This is a genomic window from Bacillus sp. CH30_1T (assembly GCF_008364765.1).
In the GTDB taxonomy this organism is placed as follows: Bacteria; Bacillota; Bacilli; order Bacillales; family Bacillaceae_B; genus Rossellomorea.
Window position 1 is genome coordinate 17,780 of record NZ_VTUY01000015.1, and the last position, 16,083, is coordinate 33,862.

The following is a 16,083-nucleotide window of genomic DNA, read 5'->3' on the forward strand; positions in this document are numbered from 1 at the left end:
TTTTCTTATGAGAAAAATCATATACTGACAATTCGAATGGGAGCTTTGAACCTAAATGATAGATGGGCGCTTACATTTAGGGGAGCTAGTAGCGCAACCGACCACATACGAACGTAGGAATACGTTTTTGTGTGGTTTTTTTATAATCTATAGAGAGTATAGGGGTCCTATGAACATCTTTACTATTTTTCAAAACGACTATATTTATCATGATTTTCAGCCCTTATATGAAATGGGCAAGCATCAAACCCTCTATGCATATGAGGGCCTGTTACGAAACAAGTATAACGAAAATCCCGAAAATGTTTTTCAGTCTGCGATAAAAGCGAATATCTTGTATAAGCTTGATACCTTATCCATTTCAAAAGCTCTTGAAAGTTTTTCAGAGAATGGACTGAAGAACTGTAAGTTATTTCTTAATATTTATATCACAACGATTCTTCACCCAAGCTTTCATACCTATTTTTATGATCTCATGAAGAAACATCCTGACATATTAGGGCGTCTCGTTCTGGAGATTAATGAGTCGAGTGCTGAGGAGCTGTGGCAGAATCCAATATTAAAAGAGTCTCTCAAAGAACTTAAGCAATATGGTGTTTGGTATGCGATTGATGACTTCGGGCAAGGCACTTCCTCCATCAAGAAATCTATTGAATATGAACCTGAAATCATTAAGATGGATCGCTATTTTGCTTTGAACCTGGCTCGAGACTATAAGAAACAACGATTCCTTTCCTTTTTCAATCAATTCTACGGTAAGGATACGTTAATTGTGTTAGAAGGCATTGAAACCAAACAGGATATGCAAGTGGCAAAGGACATTGGGATTACAATAGGGCAAGGCTTTTATCTGGGAAGGCCGAGTCGGTTATTGGCTTAAATGAGAATGGTGACTCTGAAATACAGGAGTCACCTTTTTTCGAGGATATCTGACGTATTATTATCCGAATTAAAATAAAATTGAAAATATTTAACGATTCCATTAAACTGAGGAAAAAGAGAAAAAAGGGGATCATGGTATGAGGCTTCTCACATTTCCGCTGAAATTTATGTTCTATTATATTCTCGGGTTAATTGGTATTTTGGCCGTGAGTATTGCTCCTGAAGTATTTAAGGAGAGGGGTCTGTACAACTTTGTCGGTTTCTTGGAAGAGTTTTATAAGTTTGTTTTTGTTTTTTTAGACGGTGAAAATTGGAGCTATTCATATAAAGGGATAACCGTCGATTTTCTGGACATGCTTTGGGGTCCTTATCTGTATTCTTTACAGATTATCGGTGGAGCTTTAGGCTTGGGTCTGGGAATAGCATTCATCCTTACCATCTTCACAGTGTTTTTGCCCCGGTGGGTTACGTCTTCTCTAAAGAAAGTATTAAACCTCTTTGAGACGGTGCCTGACTTAATGTTTGCGTTTATGCTCCAGCTTCTCATTGTCTATGTTATTAAATATTTTGGCTTTGAATTGATGAATTTCACGGAGTATGGGGATGAAAAGATCTTCCTTGCACCAATCATTACATTATCGATTATTCCCATGATCTCTTTCTTTCGTATTCTCCTTTTTATTACGGAAGAAGAAATGCTAAAGCCACATATAGAGTTTGCCCAAAGTAAAGGCATGTCGAAAGGGAGGATCCTTTTTGCTCACATATTGAAAAATATTTCTCCCAGCCTGTTTTATCATGGAAAGCTGATCATATGGGGGATGCTGTCGAGCTTATTCATCATTGAAACGATTTTCAATATGAGAGGAATCACGTATTATATCGTCCAAGACTTCAGACCAATGGTCATAGCCATCTCACTGATTATGATATACACGCCTTTTTTTGTAGTGTATCAAGGTGTATATCTATGGATTAATCGGGAGGGAAGCGTCGACCACACCAAATATAAAAAGGAAAAAATGAAGTGGAAAGAATGGAAGATATGGAGCTGGCTTTCTACTATAAGACGGCTTTGGTGGCAGCATATGCATAATGGGAAGTTTGCCATCGGGTTTAGTGTCATCTTTCTCTTGATTGCTGTCAGCTTCCTTTATCCAATGATGAAAGAAGATCCGATTAAACAAATTCAGTTTATGAAGAACGATGAGGGACGAATCATCAGTGCACCTCCACATAAGCCATTTGGAGAGATGATCTTAGGATCGGATTTCTTCGGGTATAGCATCCTCGATCAACTGATCGTCGGGGCAAAGTATACCCTCTTATTTGCATTGGTTGTCGCTTCTTTAAGGGTGATAGGTGGATTCTATCTTGGAATAGCCTATCATTTTCACTTAAAAGAAAACAGAAAAAATTGGCTTGATCGTATGGTGGATTCCATTCATTTTCTTCCTTTAAGTCTCATTGCGTATCTTCTATTAAGGCCAGTGCTTTGGGGATTGCCCGTTTTAGGGTGGGATCACTCCATCTTTGAAAGACTCGTTTTTGAAGCTGTCGTGTTAACGATTCTTGTCCTCCCGTTAACGACGGTTTTAATAGGGAATGAACTGAGGTTATTAGGAAAACAGGATTTTGTTCTTTCGGCTAAGCTCTTAGGGGGAAGCAATAAGCATTTGCTGTGGACGCATCTATTCCCTCATCTGGCACCAAGATTATTCATTATATGGGGGCAGCAGTTTATCCAAACGCTTCTCATTCTTGTCCATCTGGGATTGTTTCATCTGTTCTTAGGAGGAACGATCATCACAGGAGGTCTGGTACCCGACCCTCCGAAATCAGGAACATTTGAATGGTCAGGTCTGATCAGTTCCACTAAAGATTCCTTAATGACAGGAAAGTACTGGATTGTCATCGCTCCATTAGCAGCCTTTATGATTGCCATCATTGCCATGCAGTTGATTGTGCAAGGAGTGAAGGAAATCCAGCAAACAAAGGTAGGGGTCCTGGTGAACAACACCCCGATTAAGACCAACCATAGGCTGGTCAAGAAGAAAACCTACCGTCCAGTGACGGAAGACTTCCATTTGGTTCGACAACAATCCTTTAAGGGATAAAGGGGAGATAGAAGGTGAGTAGAAAGAGTCCTAAATTACCACTAACCGATGAGGAAAGATCGGCACTTCGTAAAGAAAAGATCAGACTGGGAGACATCTTCGAACTGTCTCCCAATGTTTTAAGTGAAAAACTAAACATTTCTATGGCTAGAGCCCGGTACTTAGTCGGCATGTCCATTTTCCAACGAATTCCGTCGATCGGACCAAATATGGCGCATAATGTGGTTGAAGATCTTGGTTTTCATTCTTACGAAGACATAAAGAATGAAAAAGGGGAAGACCTCATTATAGACTTAGAAAAGAAGTACGGCGTTTGGATGGACCCATGCGTGGAAGACTCCCTCAGGTGCGTCGTCCACCACGCAAACAACCCAACTTCCACCAAAAACTGGTGGGACTTCACCACCCAAAGAAAAAACTACCGCCAAACCCAGGGCTACCCCAGCAACCGACCCACCAAAGGCTGGGATGAGGGACGGACCTCATAAACCAAAAGGCAGGAAGCCAGAATCAGCTTCCTGCCTTTTTATTTACGCTCTCTTCAGGGACGGACCTCTTTCGTATATACTCCTCAAAATGGACATGATAAGGGAAAAGGAGTGATGAAAGTGAGAAGCCTGTTCATCTGTTTACTATTGCCGATCTTTTTTCATGCTTCATCTTCTGCAAGAAATATCCTGCCCCTTCCAGCTCATCATAATGAACTCGCAATCGTTATTGATGATTTAGGAAACGACATGAAGGGAACAGAAGAAATCCTGAAATTACCCGTCACCTTGACGATTGCAGTTATGCCCTTTCTGCCAACAACAAGGAAAGATGCTGAAAAGGCACATGGGCTGGGCCATGAGGTCATCGTCCATCTACCAATGGAACCGATGTCCGGGAAAGCAAGCTGGCTTGGACCAGGGGCAATCACCACTTCGCTTTCAAATGACGAAATCCGGAAAAGAGTAGAAAAGGCGATTGAAGAGGTTCCCTATGCCGTAGGAGTCAATCACCATATGGGATCAAGGGCCACAGCCAATGAGAGGGTCATGAGGATCGTATTAGCAGTATGCAAGGAAAAGGGATTATTTTATTTGGATAGTAAAACAACGGGAAAGAGTGTCATTCCAAAGCTTGCAAAAGAATTGGACGTCCCCTATCTTGAAAACGAATTATTCTTTGATGATGTCTATACCATCCAGCATATCGGAAAGCAAGCCAAGCTTCTGTCTAAAGAATTAGACAGTGACACTTCCACCATTGCCATAGGTCATGTCGGGGTCACAGGAATCAAGGTCGCCACCATGCTTCAAGAGTTTCTTCCTCTTTATGAGAAAAAAGCTTCCATTGTCCCATTGTCAGATTTAATACCTGAATATCATTTGATTGATGAGAGCATGCCTTGATGGTGTGCTTTTTATTTGTAAATCTTCTGTTAAAATGAGACATATTTTTTTGTGAAAAGAAGACCCTCCCTTATAATCAGAAGGTAAGAAGGAGATGATTCCATATGGATTATGCAATTGTGACGGGAGCAACAAGAGGCTTAGGTGAATCGATCGCCAAGCTATTTATCGAAAAGGGCATAGGTTTGATCAATGTTTCCAGATCAGATAATGAAAGACTGCATAAGCTTGCCGGGGAAAAAGGGGTATCGTATGACTTCATTCCATGCGATCTTGCACAATCAGGAGAAACAGAAGAGGCCTTCCGTGAAGTGGGAACAAAAGTATTTGGATATCAACCCGAGAGAGTCTATGTTGTTCAAAATGCCGGTGTGGTGACACCAATCAACCCGTCTGGTGAGGTAGAAAACGAAGCCCTTGAAACGAGTGTGCATGTGAATTTACTATCACCGATGATTGCTACCAATGAGATGTTAAGAGCAGCCCGGGATTCTGACACAAAGATGATCATGATTAACATCAGCTCAGGAGCAGGAAGTCGTCCTGTTCACGGATGGAGTACGTACTGCGCAACCAAAGCAGGCGTGAACATGTTGACGGAAACCGTAAGCTTAGAGCTTTCTAAAAAGCATAGCCGACATCAAGTGATTGCCTTCAGCCCGGGGGTCATGGATACGGACATGCAAGGAGAGATCCGTTCCTCTTCTAAAGAATCCTTTGCCGATGTCGAATCCTTTCAGCGCTACAAAGAGGAAGGAATGCTTCGCGAAACGGATACGGTCGCAAATGCACTGGTTAAACTTGTAACAGAAAGCGAAATTGAAAGTGGTAAGTTGTATCATGTAAATGATCTGTTATAAAAAGAAAGCAGATTCCTGGGAGGGGATTTGCTTTTTGAATTTTGAAAACCCGTGGTTATAAACAATAATGAATAGTGGTATTCACAATTTGGCACAATAAACTGCGAAAGTGGCACAACAAAGCCAAAAAGTGACACAAGTTTCCTCGAAAGTGGCACAACAAAAAAATACATTGCCCTACAATTGAGGTATGACGGGCAAAATTGAGGTTTTTTTTAAGGGAGTGTATTGATTAAGTGGATTATTTTTAACAAATACCACAAAAAAGTCCAAGTTTAATAAAAATCAAAGAAAATTTGCCGAAATTTTGAATTCGTATGCTATATGTTGCTTTCGTTAATCAACATTTCATGAAAACCCTCTTATCTCAAAAAAAGACAAACCCCTAAGGATTTGTCTCTCTACTATCACCTACTAAGATCGAACCGGGTTCGCTTCAGGTGCTGATTTACGTGTGAATTTCGGTAGTGCAAATCGAATGGCAATCAGACCGCAAACAGCAATCAAGATCGGGTAGAAGGCATATGGGATGATGCTGATCGGTGAAATGCCTGCGACTTCAGCCACTAACAGGGCCTGTGCTCCATAAGGGATCAACCCTTGAATCGAACAAGAAAAAATATCAAGGATGCTGGCTGATTTACGGGCGTCCACTCCATAATTTTCACTAATCGACTTAGCAAGTGGACCGGCAATAATAATCGAAATCGTGTTGTTTGCTGTGCAAAGGTTAGTAGAACTCACTAATCCTGCAGTAGCAAGCTGTGCTCCCTGAGGAGACTTGATTTTACGTGTTGCGTGATAAAGTAAAGCCTGAATCCCGCCGTTATGACGGATGAGTTCGACAACCCCGCCGATCAGTACGGAAAGTATCACAATCTCTGCCATTCCTGTCATTCCATCGGCCACACTGCCGAAATAACTGGATGGAGTAAAGCTTCCATCTATGAATCCAATGCTTCCAGCTAAAACAATTCCGCCGAACAAAACGACAAACACATTTAATCCTGCAAGAGCACCGACGATAACTCCTAGGTAAGGCAGAATTTTAATCCAATTAAAGCTTTCTGCTCCGACAGTTGCTTGATTCCCCATAGTAAGAACAAGGAGAATTACCATTGTCACGATCGCGGCAGGTAATACAATGAAGAAGTTGACTTTAAATTTATCTTTCATTTCCGTTTTCTGTGTACGAACAGCTGCAATGGTCGTATCTGAGATGAATGATAAGTTATCTCCGAACATCGCTCCTCCAATAACTGTCGCCATGGCAAGGGGCATAGATATATCTGTACCTGAACTAATCCCTACACCAATTGGCGCAAGTGCTGCGATCGTTCCCATGGATGTACCCATTGATAACGAAATGAAAGCCGCGATAATAAATAATCCAACGATAATCAAGTTACCGGGCAGCACGGAAAGGGCAAAGTTTACGGTTGAATCAACGGCCCCCATCTTTTCAGCCACTCCGGAAAATGCTCCTGCTAACAGGAAGATAAAGACCATGATCATGATATCAGGGTGACCGGCTCCTTTAGCGAAACGCTCAATCTTAGCCGTTAAAGTCTCTTTCCGGTTCATCAACAAACCTACAACGGATGCAATGATAATTGATACTAATACAGGAAAGGCATAAAAGTCTCCTGAAATGATGCCTGCTCCAAGGAACAGAGAAACAAATATGATCAAAGGCAGTAACGCCAATAGATTTCCTCTTTCTTGATTCATTCCTAACTCTCCTTTGTCGTCCAATTTACTAAATTACAAAAAACCTCTTCCGGAATAAGAAGAGGTTTCAAAAGAAAGAAACACTCCTCTTATCTTTCAAGCATTCGCTTGCTGGATGTGGCACAGCACTCAATATGAGTCCGCTGCCGAGACATCGCAGGGCCAGTCCCTCCGTCTCTCTGGATAAGAAGAATATCGTATTTAGTTGATTTAAAATGTACTTCCATACTTTAAAGGGTTTACTCGAAAAAGTCAAACGGGAAATTTTTCTGTTTGCTTGATATGGACACCGGTCAATTTCCTCCCTTATCAGCAACAAAAGCATGACTTTATCCATAATAAGGCATAAACTCATAGACAATTGAACGTTCAAGGTCTACTATAAGGAAGACAAAAAACATCTTGGAGGATACGGTAGTGGAAAGAACTGTACGAAATCAAATTTTCACATTACAAGGATTTTATTTATTAACGTTCTTCGGTGTTGGGAGTTTATATCCCTTACTCAGTGTGTATTTGAGCGAAAGCGTGGGGTTAAATGGTTATCAGATTGGAACGATTATGTCTGTAGGTCCCATCATGATGATTTTCTTCCAGCCTATTTGGGGAATGGTCAGTGACACGACCAATCGTCCCACCGTGGTTCTTGGTTTAACCTCTTTAGTAGCGGGAATCTTTGCACTCGGTTACTTGTTTATGGAATTTTACTATGGCCTGCTTATCGTGGCCATTCTAGTTGCCATTTTCCAAAGTGCAATCATTCCCGTTTCCGATAGTATCAGCTTGAAGTATACAAGTAAGGTCCGGTATAACTATGGAAATATCCGTCTATTCGGATCATTGGGCTTTGGTATAGCAGTCTTTATGATGGGAAGACTTTCAGAAGGATTTATCGGGCCAACCATCATTTTTTACTCTTTCTTTATCTGTTTAGTCCTATCCGGATTCCTTTCTTTCCGGTTTCCGAAAGAGAGAGCGGCTGCAAAGCTTGATTTAAAGGCAGGGATGAAGGAATTATTCACTATGAAAAAGTTCCTTATCTTTTTAGCGGTCACATTCTTAGTGTTCGGGCCGAATTTAGCAAACAATGTGTATTTCGGATTATTTGTTGAAGATTCAGGCGGCACGTATGCGGGGATTGGTCTTGCGTTCCTGATTGCAGTGTTATCGGAGGTTCCCTTTATGAGAATCGCCGGTGGATGGATTGATAAGTTCGGACTCTTGACAGTCGCTGCCTTGGCAGGTGCTGCATCCATGCTCCGCTGGCTCTTTTACTTTACAGAACCAAGTTTATGGCTTGTCTATTCATCGGCTGTCATGCAAGGACTTGCCATTGGCTTGTTCATTCCAGCCGGATTGCGATACATTAAAGAAATCACGCCTTCCCACATTACAGCAACCGCCGTTACGGTATATTCAGCAATCGGTAACGGTCTGGGGAATTGGTTCAGTACCTTTGTTGGCGGCTTTATCTATGAAACGTACTCCATTTACACAGTGTACTTATTTTTCGCAGTCCTATCCCTATTAGGTATTTTCCTTTGCTTCGTTCTCATGAAGGAAGAAAAGAAGAATGCACTCGCTTATTAATACATCAAGGCGCCTGTAGAGAACAAATTCTCTACAGGCGTTTTTTGTAAACAAATGCAGAAAGGAAGGATTTGCCTTTAATGGTAGCCAATAGATATAATGAGGGAGAAAGAAGAAGCAAACAAAAAAGTTTTTTTAAAAGGTTTTGGCAAACATGAATTGTGGTAGAAGAAGGATAAGTATTCATTGATTATTATATAAATACCAGTTAGAATGATATTATTAGAAAATTCTTTCAATTAAATAAACTAGAAAATTACATTATTTAAAAAGGGGATATTAAAATGGAAAATACATTTGTGTACTCAAAAGATAATGCAAACCTTGGAGATACCGTTCAGTTCCAAAGAAAGAAACATGTAATCAATGGCGTGGTTACTACCCTTAGAGAAAATACGGTCATTGTCAAAATGGACAGGGATGTTGCGAAGAAGCTGGATTTACCTGACGATCAAACCGTTGTGTCACATAAAAACTATGTCGTCATAGAACGCACAGAAAATGGCACACAACCTGTATTTGTATATGATGGGTGGAATAGCGCATTAAAAGCTTAAGTTCCAACATAAAAAATAAAAGACCCTGAAACGCCTACCATTAATATGGATTAGACGTATCAAGGTCTTTTTATGTGGAGTCTGACACTCTCAGCTACAATCAGATTAATTTAATTTAGCTGCATATTCCTTCACCATTTCAATTGTGACAAGCTTTCTCTGTGGAACGACACCTTGACGGGCAAGGATATTGATTTCATTTGTTACATGATTAATGGCATCCGTTGTAAACAGCTGATCATTCAAACAAAGCTGAACGGCTTCATCGATTGCTCTTTCTCTACGCTCATCCAATATCATAAATTGTTGTACCAGTTGATTTTGCTTACTTGAATGCTTTGTAATATCTTTATGTACACTCATGATTTCATCCCTCTCTATCAATTACGCATTATATCATCTATTATGCCTTCTTCCAGGCACTCATGGCAATGTCTTAGAATATCATTTCTACAAGATAGGGGACAGTAGCCTTGAAATTGATTCTTTCACTTTGATCTTCATGGGTCTTTCATTATACTCTTCCATGGATAATTCTCTACTCTGCTCCATATCTTTCCTGAATACAGCGCTCAGACTTTCAGAGATGGTTTGATCATATAAAAAGGCATTTACCTCAAAGTTAAGGCGAAAGCTTCGTACATCAATATTTGCCGTTCCGACAGAAGAAATGGTTTCATCCACTACAATGGTTTTGGCATGAATAAAGCCGTTATCATAAATATAAATTTTCACGCCTGCCTTCAGTAACTCACCAATGTATGAATAGGTCGCCCAATACACAAATAAATGGTCCGGTTTGTTCGGAATCATAATACGGACATCGACTCCTGTAAGAGCAGCAATTCTCAACGAATCCAGCAGACTGACGTCAGGTATGAAATAAGGAGTTTGAATATAGATGGATCGTTTGGCAGTTGAAATCATTTTAATATAACCGTTTTTAATTTGCTCCCATTCAGAGTCGGGGCCACATGTCACAATCTGTACTCCGGCATGACCAGTAAAGGAAGGCTGTGGGAAATATCGTGAATCGTAAGCAATCTTTTTTGAACGGCTGGCTTGATTCCAATCCAGAATAAACCGGGTTTGCATGGCAAGTGTTGAGCTCCCTACGATCCTCAAGTGAGTATCACGCCAATAACCGAACTTAGGATTCAAGCCCAGGTATTCATCTCCAATATTAAATCCGCCTACATAACCGACTTTCCCGTCAATAATCACGAGCTTTCGGTGGTTACGATAGTTTAGGCGGAGGTTGATAAAGGGAATTTTGGAAGGGAAAAACACGTCCACTTCCCCTCCGGCTGCAAGAAGTTCTTTAAAGAAGCTTCTTCTTGTCCGCCGAGATCCCATTTCATCATACAGAACCCTGACCTTTACGCCTTGCTTTGCTTTCTCAGTAAGCTTCTCCAGGATCCGCTTGCCTAAGTGATCTCTCTTAAAGATATAATATTGAATATGAATATGATCCTGTGCTGCGTCCATGTCTGTCAATAAGGACTCGAATTTGTCCTCCCCATGGGTGAACAATTGTACTTCGTTATCCTGGGTCAAAAGAGCTTCATTATTCATAAGGTGCATATAAATAAGGTCCTGATAGCGGGAGGACGTTTCATTTTTAAATGGGAATCGGTGTTCTTTCAGGGAGTGGATCTGCCTTTGAATCAAATCTTCAATGCCGATTTTCTTCATATCTTCCCAGTCGAATAACCGCTTTCTGCTTAAGTTCTGACCGAAGATTAAATAAAGAATAAATCCGAGAAGGGGAATGAAAAACAGAACCATAAGCCATGCCCAGGTCGCACTGGCATCTTTTCGTTCAAGGAAAATGATGACACCAGCGAGGACTAAGTTAAGAACAAATAAAACCCCTAAAAGAGTAGATAGGATACTCATAGTATGTAAGGCTCCTTTAACTAGCTTTCTATAAGTAGTATACCTGAGATTGGAATAGAAAAAAATGACAAAGAAAAACAGAGCAGGCTGAAAGCTATCCGAACAATTATTTTTTATTAATGATACACGGACCGGAATTTAGGGTTCACAAAAAAACGGATCACTGACTGATGGTCAGTGATCCGTTTTACATAAATTATAATGTCCTGCTTACCCATTCGGCAATCCAGGCACAGGCAACGGCGGCATAAGTCCCAACCACGTTACCTAATATCCCCATCAATAAACCTACAGGGGCAAGAGAAGGCTGGAATACAGAGGCTACAACAGGAGCCGAGCTTGTTCCGCCGATGTTTCCTTGAGATCCTACAGCTACGAAGAACAGAGGAGCTCGTAGTAAGCGTGCCACTAAGAAAATGATGATCACATGAATGGCTAACCATACAATCCCCATTGCTACGTATTGGGGGGAATCCCATACATAAGCAAGATCGGCTTTTGCTCCGATCGTTGCAAGCAGGAGATAAATTCCTGCGTATCCGATTTTACTTGCACCGTAGTTCTCAAGGGTACGAATCTTAGTAAAGGAGAAGATGATCCCGACTGCAGAAATGATCATAATTGTCCACGTTCCAGCAGAAAGAACATTTGAGACCGGTAACGTTTCTGAGAACTTTCGTACAACGTAAGCTACACCGAATCCTAAGCCAATGATGGCAGCCAGGTAAGGAACCTCGATAGGCTTGGCATTTTTACGTTGAATTTCTCCCATATCCTCATTTACCTTACGAATGATCGAGTTATCCGCTTTGTTCCATTTATCGAATTTATGTTGGAATCCTGCCAGGGCAATCATGATTCCCATCCAGCTATATCCGACAACGGTATCGACGACAATAATAGGCGAAAGGATTTCTTTCGGTGTACCAGTTGCTTCAATCATGGCTGCCATATTGGCACTTCCGCCAATCCAGCTTCCGGCAAGTGCCGCAACGCCAGTCCATGCGTCTTCAGGAAGAAACGGTTGGAATATGGCTAAAGCGATGGGTCCTCCAATCACGACACCAAGAGTCCCGGCAAGGAACATCGTAATCGCTTTCGGACCAAGCTTTAATGTTGCGGGAACATTCGCAGAAAGAAGTAGCAATAATAATCCCACTGGTAATATGTAAGCTGATGTAAAGTCATATAAAGCCGACTGATCCGGGATGATTCCAAACGTTGTAGATAACATTGGAAGGAAATAAGTCCAGATTAATGGGGGAGCATAGTGAAAGAACTTCTGTAAGAAAGGATTCTTCGACTCTCCAAGAATGAACACAAGACCTACTAAGGCAGCTAAGTAAGAAAAGATTGCCATAGGTTCTTGAATAAAGATAGTGTCAAAACGCCACCACATAGTAAAACCTCCTTAAAAAATCAATAACAAGGTTTACTATAACATTGAAAACGGTTACTATTTAGAATTTTAATAAGTGCTAATCTTTGACCAATACTGAATAATAGAAGGGTCATACAAGTAACAGGGAGGAGTTACAGAGCCGTTTTCTCCATAAAAAAAGCCATAGGAGTCCATGGCAACATGTTGATTCTTCATATTAAGTAAAGAATGCTTGTGATGAGGATGTTTAATATAAATAGATCGGATAAGGATTAATAATAATTCCAGAATCCTAAAGCGAATAATAAAATACCCGTAATCATTGTAATACCAAATAACATAAATAAAAAATCAAGAATGCTGTCGGCGAAGACTCTTCTACGGTTTTCACTTTTAAAATGACGTACTTCCTTGCGATACGATCGTGCAGCACGACTCATAAAAACATCCTCCTCCATAAACATCATTTGTTTAACACATATTCGTCACAATACAAGAAAATCCTTCCTTAAAGTGAAAAATATGCCGACTTACCTATAACCAAGTCGAATGGAGGGACGGACCTTCTTTATATCTACAATACAAAATAAGAGGCTATGCAAAGATAGCCTCTTATTCGGATAAAGAAAGCTTAGAAGTGAGTACCTGTAGCCTTAGTTAGCGGAGGTGATTTTGTGAAATTCCGCTAAGGGCGCTTCCGGCACTTTGATCCGACTGCTGTTGTACTGCCAAATCTCCCAGAGCCAGCATCCCGACAAGCTGTCCGTTTTCCACGACAGGCAAACGACGGACTTGGTGTTGGGACATCAAAGCTGATGCTTCTTCAACCGAGGCATCCGGAGAGATTGTCACGACCTGCTGTGACATAACTTGAGAGACATTTCCCTGTGCACCCTGAGTCAGTCCACGAGTAGCAATATCACGGTCTGTTACCATACCGACAACTTGTCCGTTTTCAACAACGGGAACGGAACCAACATTTTTGGAACTCATTTTAGATGCGACGCTCTGAAGTGAGTCCTGATTTGAAGCGGCTTCCACATTTGTCGACATAATATCACGTACTTGCATGTAAATTCCCCCTTAATCAAATTGGCAGTACACCATTATTATTCAACAAATCCACTCAACTATTCTTAATGCGTTCAGCCATTATTTTCAAATGAGCGGGACTGACCTTTATAGAGTGCTTCTTGGATATCATTTAGTAATAAATACTTGAGTCCAATACGTCCTGTAAGATCCTCCTTTGGCATATCCCACTCCGATATGAGTAGGATTCGAAAATAGCCTTTTAAAATGTGTAAGTAGGGCAAAATAATCTAAGAAAAAGTGCGGAAATAGGATTATAGTTTCATTTTTAGGGAAAAGGAAAACCATTGACCATAAAGTGAAACTTTTCTTTAGAATAAACGTACAAATAGGTAACGACATTTTGTAAAAGAGGTGAATAACGTGGTAAAGGAGAACGATCGCTTAAAAAAAGTGATAACGAAATTGTCGAACGTTGGTGTTAATATTTCAAAAACGAAATCAAGACGTGAAATTCTTCATTCACTGAAGCAGTATCAGCCATTACCTAAGACGTTAACCCAAGACTATTAAACTGACTGCTCGAGAAACATTGGACAGACATATTCCCCCTTTTTTCACGATATACTAAGTAGTAGTGAAGAGGAGGGGTAGGTATGGAGAGAATGATGTTTGATTTACAAACATTAAAGGAAATCAGAAAGAAGGCAGATGAAATTTCATACTACTGTATGAGCCGAGATCAGCCAGATCCTCATCGTGTAAGCATGGCGTTAGATCAGGTGTGTCGTGCACTTGCTATGTTTGCAGAAACGGAAATTCATCGAATGGAGAATCACCATATTCCTTATGACCCCGAAAGTTATATTAAAGGTCGTGTTGGAATTGCCTATCGATCTGTTCTCCAAGTCCCGCAAGAAGATTCCAATACAGCATAGTAAAAGAGGTTGACCCAAGAATTCAAGGGCATCTAAGTCACGAACACATTATAGAAATAAATCAGAAACTCTGAAAGAATTAGGACTGGTCCTTTAAGGATGACATCACTCATCGTTTTGGGTCAGCCTCTTTTTATTTACTACTCTAAAAGTTAGGTGACGAGATTCATGACAATGTTTTCGGATATATTGTTGGTCTGTAATGGGAAGGCAGGTCAAGGAACGTTAGAAGTTCTGTTAAAGGATGCTGTGCCCCCTTTATTAGATATCTGTACGAACTTAATTATTCATAAAACGAAAGAGAAAGGCGATGCCGAAAGAATTTGTAAGGAAAGGGGTAATCAATATGAGCTGGTGGTCATTATGGGTGGTGACGGAACGATTCATGAGGCCATCAACGGATTGGCAGCCTTAGAAAAACGACCATTGGTAGGCATCCTCCCTGGAGGAACGTGTAATGATTTTGCACGCTCGTTACATATTCCCATGAATATTGGACAAGCTGTCCGACTCATCACCGATCGTCCTTTTGAAAAGGATATCGATATCGTCAAAGCGGACGAGCGGTATTTCAGCAATTTCTGGGGAACGGGGCTGGTCGCAGAGACGAGCGATAATATCGATGGGGGGTCAAAGAGTGTCCTTGGAAAACTGAGTTATTATATTAGTGCGTTTCAATCCATTCAGGAGGCCCCAATCTTAAATGTAAAGATAACAACGGAAAATGAGGTGATTGAAGAGGAAGTGGTGATGCTATTGGCCGCTAATGGACGTTCGATAGGCTCTAACCCACTGCCGAACTGCATTGATATGGAAGATGGGTTGATGGATATTTACGTCGTCAAGAAAAGCGGGTTTCCGTTATTAAAGGAATTTCTTGTTATCAAAAGTACAGGCAATATCAGCGAACAATATGACGATATTATTCATATTCAAGCAAGGGAAGCCCATATCGAACTTGGACAGAATGAAAAGCTTGATATGGATGGGGAATTATATGAAGGAACCAGGCAATCTCTTCAAGTGTTAAATAAGCATCTGCGATTTCTGGTTGGAATATCAGAATAAAAAGCGAGCAAGGGTGATTATTTGTCACCTTGCTCGCTTTTTCTATGATTATACAGTTTTCTTTCTCTTTTTTATAACCAAGTATACAAGATAAACGGCGATTAAGACGCCACCAGCACCAAGCGTAAGAAGTGTAAAGTTCTCTTCAATGAAAGGTTTTGCTTTAGCTCCGAGCGCTAAAATAATTGCACCTTCAAGGAAGAAACGAATTCCTCTTCCGATAATCGACCAGATCACAAGTACTCTGATCTTAACACCGGAAACCCCTGCGAAAATCGTGAAGATCTTATAAGGTACAGGTGTAAGTCCTGCGATTAAAAGAGCCATTGCTCCATATTTATTAAAGTATTCCTCTACCTTTTGAATCCTTTTTTCAGAGAAGAAATACACAAGGATCGGTCGTCCAAGTTTCTTACCAATCCACCAGCCAAGAAGGGCTCCGGTAACGGAAGCAATAGTCGTATAAAGTGCATACAGCAATGCGCTATCCGGATTGGCAATGGCTAATGGAATCAGTATTACATCAGGTGGTATAGGGAAAAATGATGAATCGGCGAATGAAACTAGAATCAGTCCCCATACACCATAATCCAGTAACCATGCTTCGAAAGCGTGAAGTAGTTCAGACATAAAT

At 40.8% G+C, this 16,083-nt stretch carries 17 protein-coding genes and 2 riboswitches; of the genes, 10 read left to right on the forward strand and 7 right to left on the reverse strand.

Annotated elements, in window-relative coordinates:
• The first annotated feature begins 31 nt into the window (after positions 1-31).
• A riboswitch (cyclic di-GMP riboswitch) is annotated at positions 32-112 on the forward strand.
• Positions 113-169: 57 nt separating this feature from the next.
• The 5 genes from F0342_RS21935 (at position 170) to F0342_RS21955 (ending at position 5,253) form a co-directional block, all read left to right on the forward strand.
• On the forward strand, positions 170-880 hold the full coding sequence (locus F0342_RS21935) for an EAL domain-containing protein (protein ID WP_149157944.1): 711 nt from the start codon (positions 170-172) through the stop codon (positions 878-880).
• 139 nt (positions 881-1,019) lie between these two features.
• Entirely contained in the window at positions 1,020-2,999 is a 1,980-nt protein-coding gene (locus F0342_RS21940; RefSeq protein ID WP_149157945.1) for an ABC transporter permease subunit, read from the forward strand.
• 14 nt (positions 3,000-3,013) lie between these two features.
• The gene (locus F0342_RS21945) at positions 3,014-3,487 is read left to right on the forward strand and encodes a helix-hairpin-helix domain-containing protein (protein ID WP_149157946.1); all 474 of its coding nucleotides are present in this window, start codon (positions 3,014-3,016) and stop codon (positions 3,485-3,487) included.
• A gap of 114 nt (positions 3,488-3,601) precedes the next feature.
• Positions 3,602-4,393, forward strand: a complete 792-nt coding sequence (locus F0342_RS21950; RefSeq protein WP_149157947.1) for a divergent polysaccharide deacetylase family protein — start codon at positions 3,602-3,604, stop codon at positions 4,391-4,393.
• 104 nt (positions 4,394-4,497) lie between these two features.
• Positions 4,498-5,253 (forward strand): (S)-benzoin forming benzil reductase, encoded by a 756-nt coding sequence (locus tag F0342_RS21955; protein WP_149157948.1) that lies wholly within the window; start codon positions 4,498-4,500, stop codon positions 5,251-5,253.
• Positions 5,254-5,667: 414 nt separating this feature from the next.
• Here the strand turns inward: F0342_RS21955 and F0342_RS21960 are convergent, their stop codons facing one another.
• Positions 5,668-6,984, reverse strand: coding sequence for a Na+/H+ antiporter NhaC family protein (locus F0342_RS21960; RefSeq protein ID WP_149157949.1), 1,317 nt, complete (start codon positions 6,982-6,984; stop codon positions 5,668-5,670).
• 86 nt (positions 6,985-7,070) lie between these two features.
• Positions 7,071-7,174: riboswitch (SAM riboswitch) on the reverse strand.
• 227 nt (positions 7,175-7,401) lie between these two features.
• Here F0342_RS21960 and F0342_RS21965 point away from each other — a divergent pair.
• Positions 7,402-8,574, forward strand: a complete 1,173-nt coding sequence (locus F0342_RS21965; RefSeq protein WP_188048661.1) for an MFS transporter — start codon at positions 7,402-7,404, stop codon at positions 8,572-8,574.
• Positions 8,575-8,858: 284 nt separating this feature from the next.
• Positions 8,859-9,131 (forward strand): DUF2187 family protein, encoded by a 273-nt coding sequence (locus F0342_RS21970; RefSeq protein WP_149157951.1) that lies wholly within the window; start codon positions 8,859-8,861, stop codon positions 9,129-9,131.
• 105 nt (positions 9,132-9,236) lie between these two features.
• Here the strand turns inward: F0342_RS21970 and F0342_RS21975 are convergent, their stop codons facing one another.
• The 5 genes from F0342_RS21975 to F0342_RS21990 all read right to left on the reverse strand — a co-directional run bounded on the left by F0342_RS21975 (position 9,237) and on the right by F0342_RS21990 (position 13,482).
• Positions 9,237-9,494, reverse strand: a complete 258-nt coding sequence (locus tag F0342_RS21975; RefSeq protein ID WP_149157952.1) for a YpbS family protein — start codon at positions 9,492-9,494, stop codon at positions 9,237-9,239.
• An 87-nt stretch (positions 9,495-9,581) separates the two neighbouring features.
• The gene (gene cls / locus F0342_RS21980; protein WP_149157953.1) at positions 9,582-11,030 is read right to left on the reverse strand and encodes a cardiolipin synthase; all 1,449 of its coding nucleotides are present in this window, start codon (positions 11,028-11,030) and stop codon (positions 9,582-9,584) included.
• Positions 11,031-11,226: 196 nt separating this feature from the next.
• Positions 11,227-12,429: a DUF819 family protein gene (locus F0342_RS21985; RefSeq protein ID WP_149157954.1), complete on the reverse strand. Its 1,203-nt coding sequence runs from the start codon at positions 12,427-12,429 to the stop codon at positions 11,227-11,229.
• A gap of 254 nt (positions 12,430-12,683) precedes the next feature.
• On the reverse strand, positions 12,684-12,851 hold the full coding sequence (locus F0342_RS25080; RefSeq protein ID WP_188048662.1) for a hypothetical protein: 168 nt from the start codon (positions 12,849-12,851) through the stop codon (positions 12,684-12,686).
• 217 nt (positions 12,852-13,068) lie between these two features.
• Complete coding sequence (locus F0342_RS21990) at positions 13,069-13,482, reverse strand: CBS domain-containing protein (protein WP_113970217.1); 414 nt, start codon at positions 13,480-13,482, stop codon at positions 13,069-13,071.
• A gap of 384 nt (positions 13,483-13,866) precedes the next feature.
• Between F0342_RS21990 and F0342_RS25085 the strand changes: the two genes are divergently transcribed.
• The 3 genes from F0342_RS25085 to F0342_RS22005 all read left to right on the forward strand — a co-directional run bounded on the left by F0342_RS25085 (position 13,867) and on the right by F0342_RS22005 (position 15,449).
• Positions 13,867-14,016, forward strand: coding sequence for an Lmo0850 family protein (locus F0342_RS25085; RefSeq protein WP_181778163.1), 150 nt, complete (start codon positions 13,867-13,869; stop codon positions 14,014-14,016).
• Positions 14,017-14,099: 83 nt separating this feature from the next.
• Entirely contained in the window at positions 14,100-14,381 is a 282-nt protein-coding gene (locus tag F0342_RS22000; RefSeq protein WP_262481851.1) for a hypothetical protein, read from the forward strand.
• A 168-nt stretch (positions 14,382-14,549) separates the two neighbouring features.
• On the forward strand, positions 14,550-15,449 hold the full coding sequence (locus F0342_RS22005; protein ID WP_149157956.1) for a diacylglycerol/lipid kinase family protein: 900 nt from the start codon (positions 14,550-14,552) through the stop codon (positions 15,447-15,449).
• Between the two features lie 48 nt (positions 15,450-15,497).
• Here the strand turns inward: F0342_RS22005 and F0342_RS22010 are convergent, their stop codons facing one another.
• Positions 15,498-16,079 carry a YqaA family protein gene (locus F0342_RS22010; protein WP_149157957.1) on the reverse strand — a complete coding sequence of 194 codons (582 nt, stop codon included), beginning with the start codon at positions 16,077-16,079 and terminating at the stop codon, positions 15,498-15,500.
• Positions 16,080-16,083 lie beyond the last annotated feature (4 nt).

Bases quoted from the DNA above. Each gene is read 5' to 3' on its own strand.
- F0342_RS21935 (WP_149157944.1), top strand. From the start codon at position 170: ATGAACATCTTTACTATTTTTCAAAACGACTATATTTATCATGATTTT.
- F0342_RS21940 (WP_149157945.1), top strand. From the start codon at position 1,020: ATGAGGCTTCTCACATTTCCGCTGAAATTTATGTTCTATTATATTCTC.
- F0342_RS21950 (WP_149157947.1), top strand. From the start codon at position 3,602: ATGAAAGTGAGAAGCCTGTTCATCTGTTTACTATTGCCGATCTTTTTT.
- F0342_RS21955 (WP_149157948.1), top strand. From the start codon at position 4,498: ATGGATTATGCAATTGTGACGGGAGCAACAAGAGGCTTAGGTGAATCG.
- F0342_RS21960 (WP_149157949.1), bottom strand. From the start codon at position 6,984: ATGAATCAAGAAAGAGGAAATCTATTGGCGTTACTGCCTTTGATCATA.
- F0342_RS21970 (WP_149157951.1), top strand. From the start codon at position 8,859: ATGGAAAATACATTTGTGTACTCAAAAGATAATGCAAACCTTGGAGAT.
- F0342_RS21975 (WP_149157952.1), bottom strand. From the start codon at position 9,494: ATGAGTGTACATAAAGATATTACAAAGCATTCAAGTAAGCAAAATCAA.
- cls (WP_149157953.1), bottom strand. From the start codon at position 11,030: ATGAGTATCCTATCTACTCTTTTAGGGGTTTTATTTGTTCTTAACTTA.
- F0342_RS21985 (WP_149157954.1), bottom strand. From the start codon at position 12,429: ATGTGGTGGCGTTTTGACACTATCTTTATTCAAGAACCTATGGCAATC.
- F0342_RS25080 (WP_188048662.1), bottom strand. From the start codon at position 12,851: ATGAGTCGTGCTGCACGATCGTATCGCAAGGAAGTACGTCATTTTAAA.
- F0342_RS21990 (WP_113970217.1), bottom strand. From the start codon at position 13,482: ATGCAAGTACGTGATATTATGTCGACAAATGTGGAAGCCGCTTCAAAT.
- F0342_RS22000 (WP_262481851.1), top strand. From the start codon at position 14,100: ATGGAGAGAATGATGTTTGATTTACAAACATTAAAGGAAATCAGAAAG.
- F0342_RS22005 (WP_149157956.1), top strand. From the start codon at position 14,550: ATGACAATGTTTTCGGATATATTGTTGGTCTGTAATGGGAAGGCAGGT.
- F0342_RS22010 (WP_149157957.1), bottom strand. From the start codon at position 16,079: ATGTCTGAACTACTTCACGCTTTCGAAGCATGGTTACTGGATTATGGT.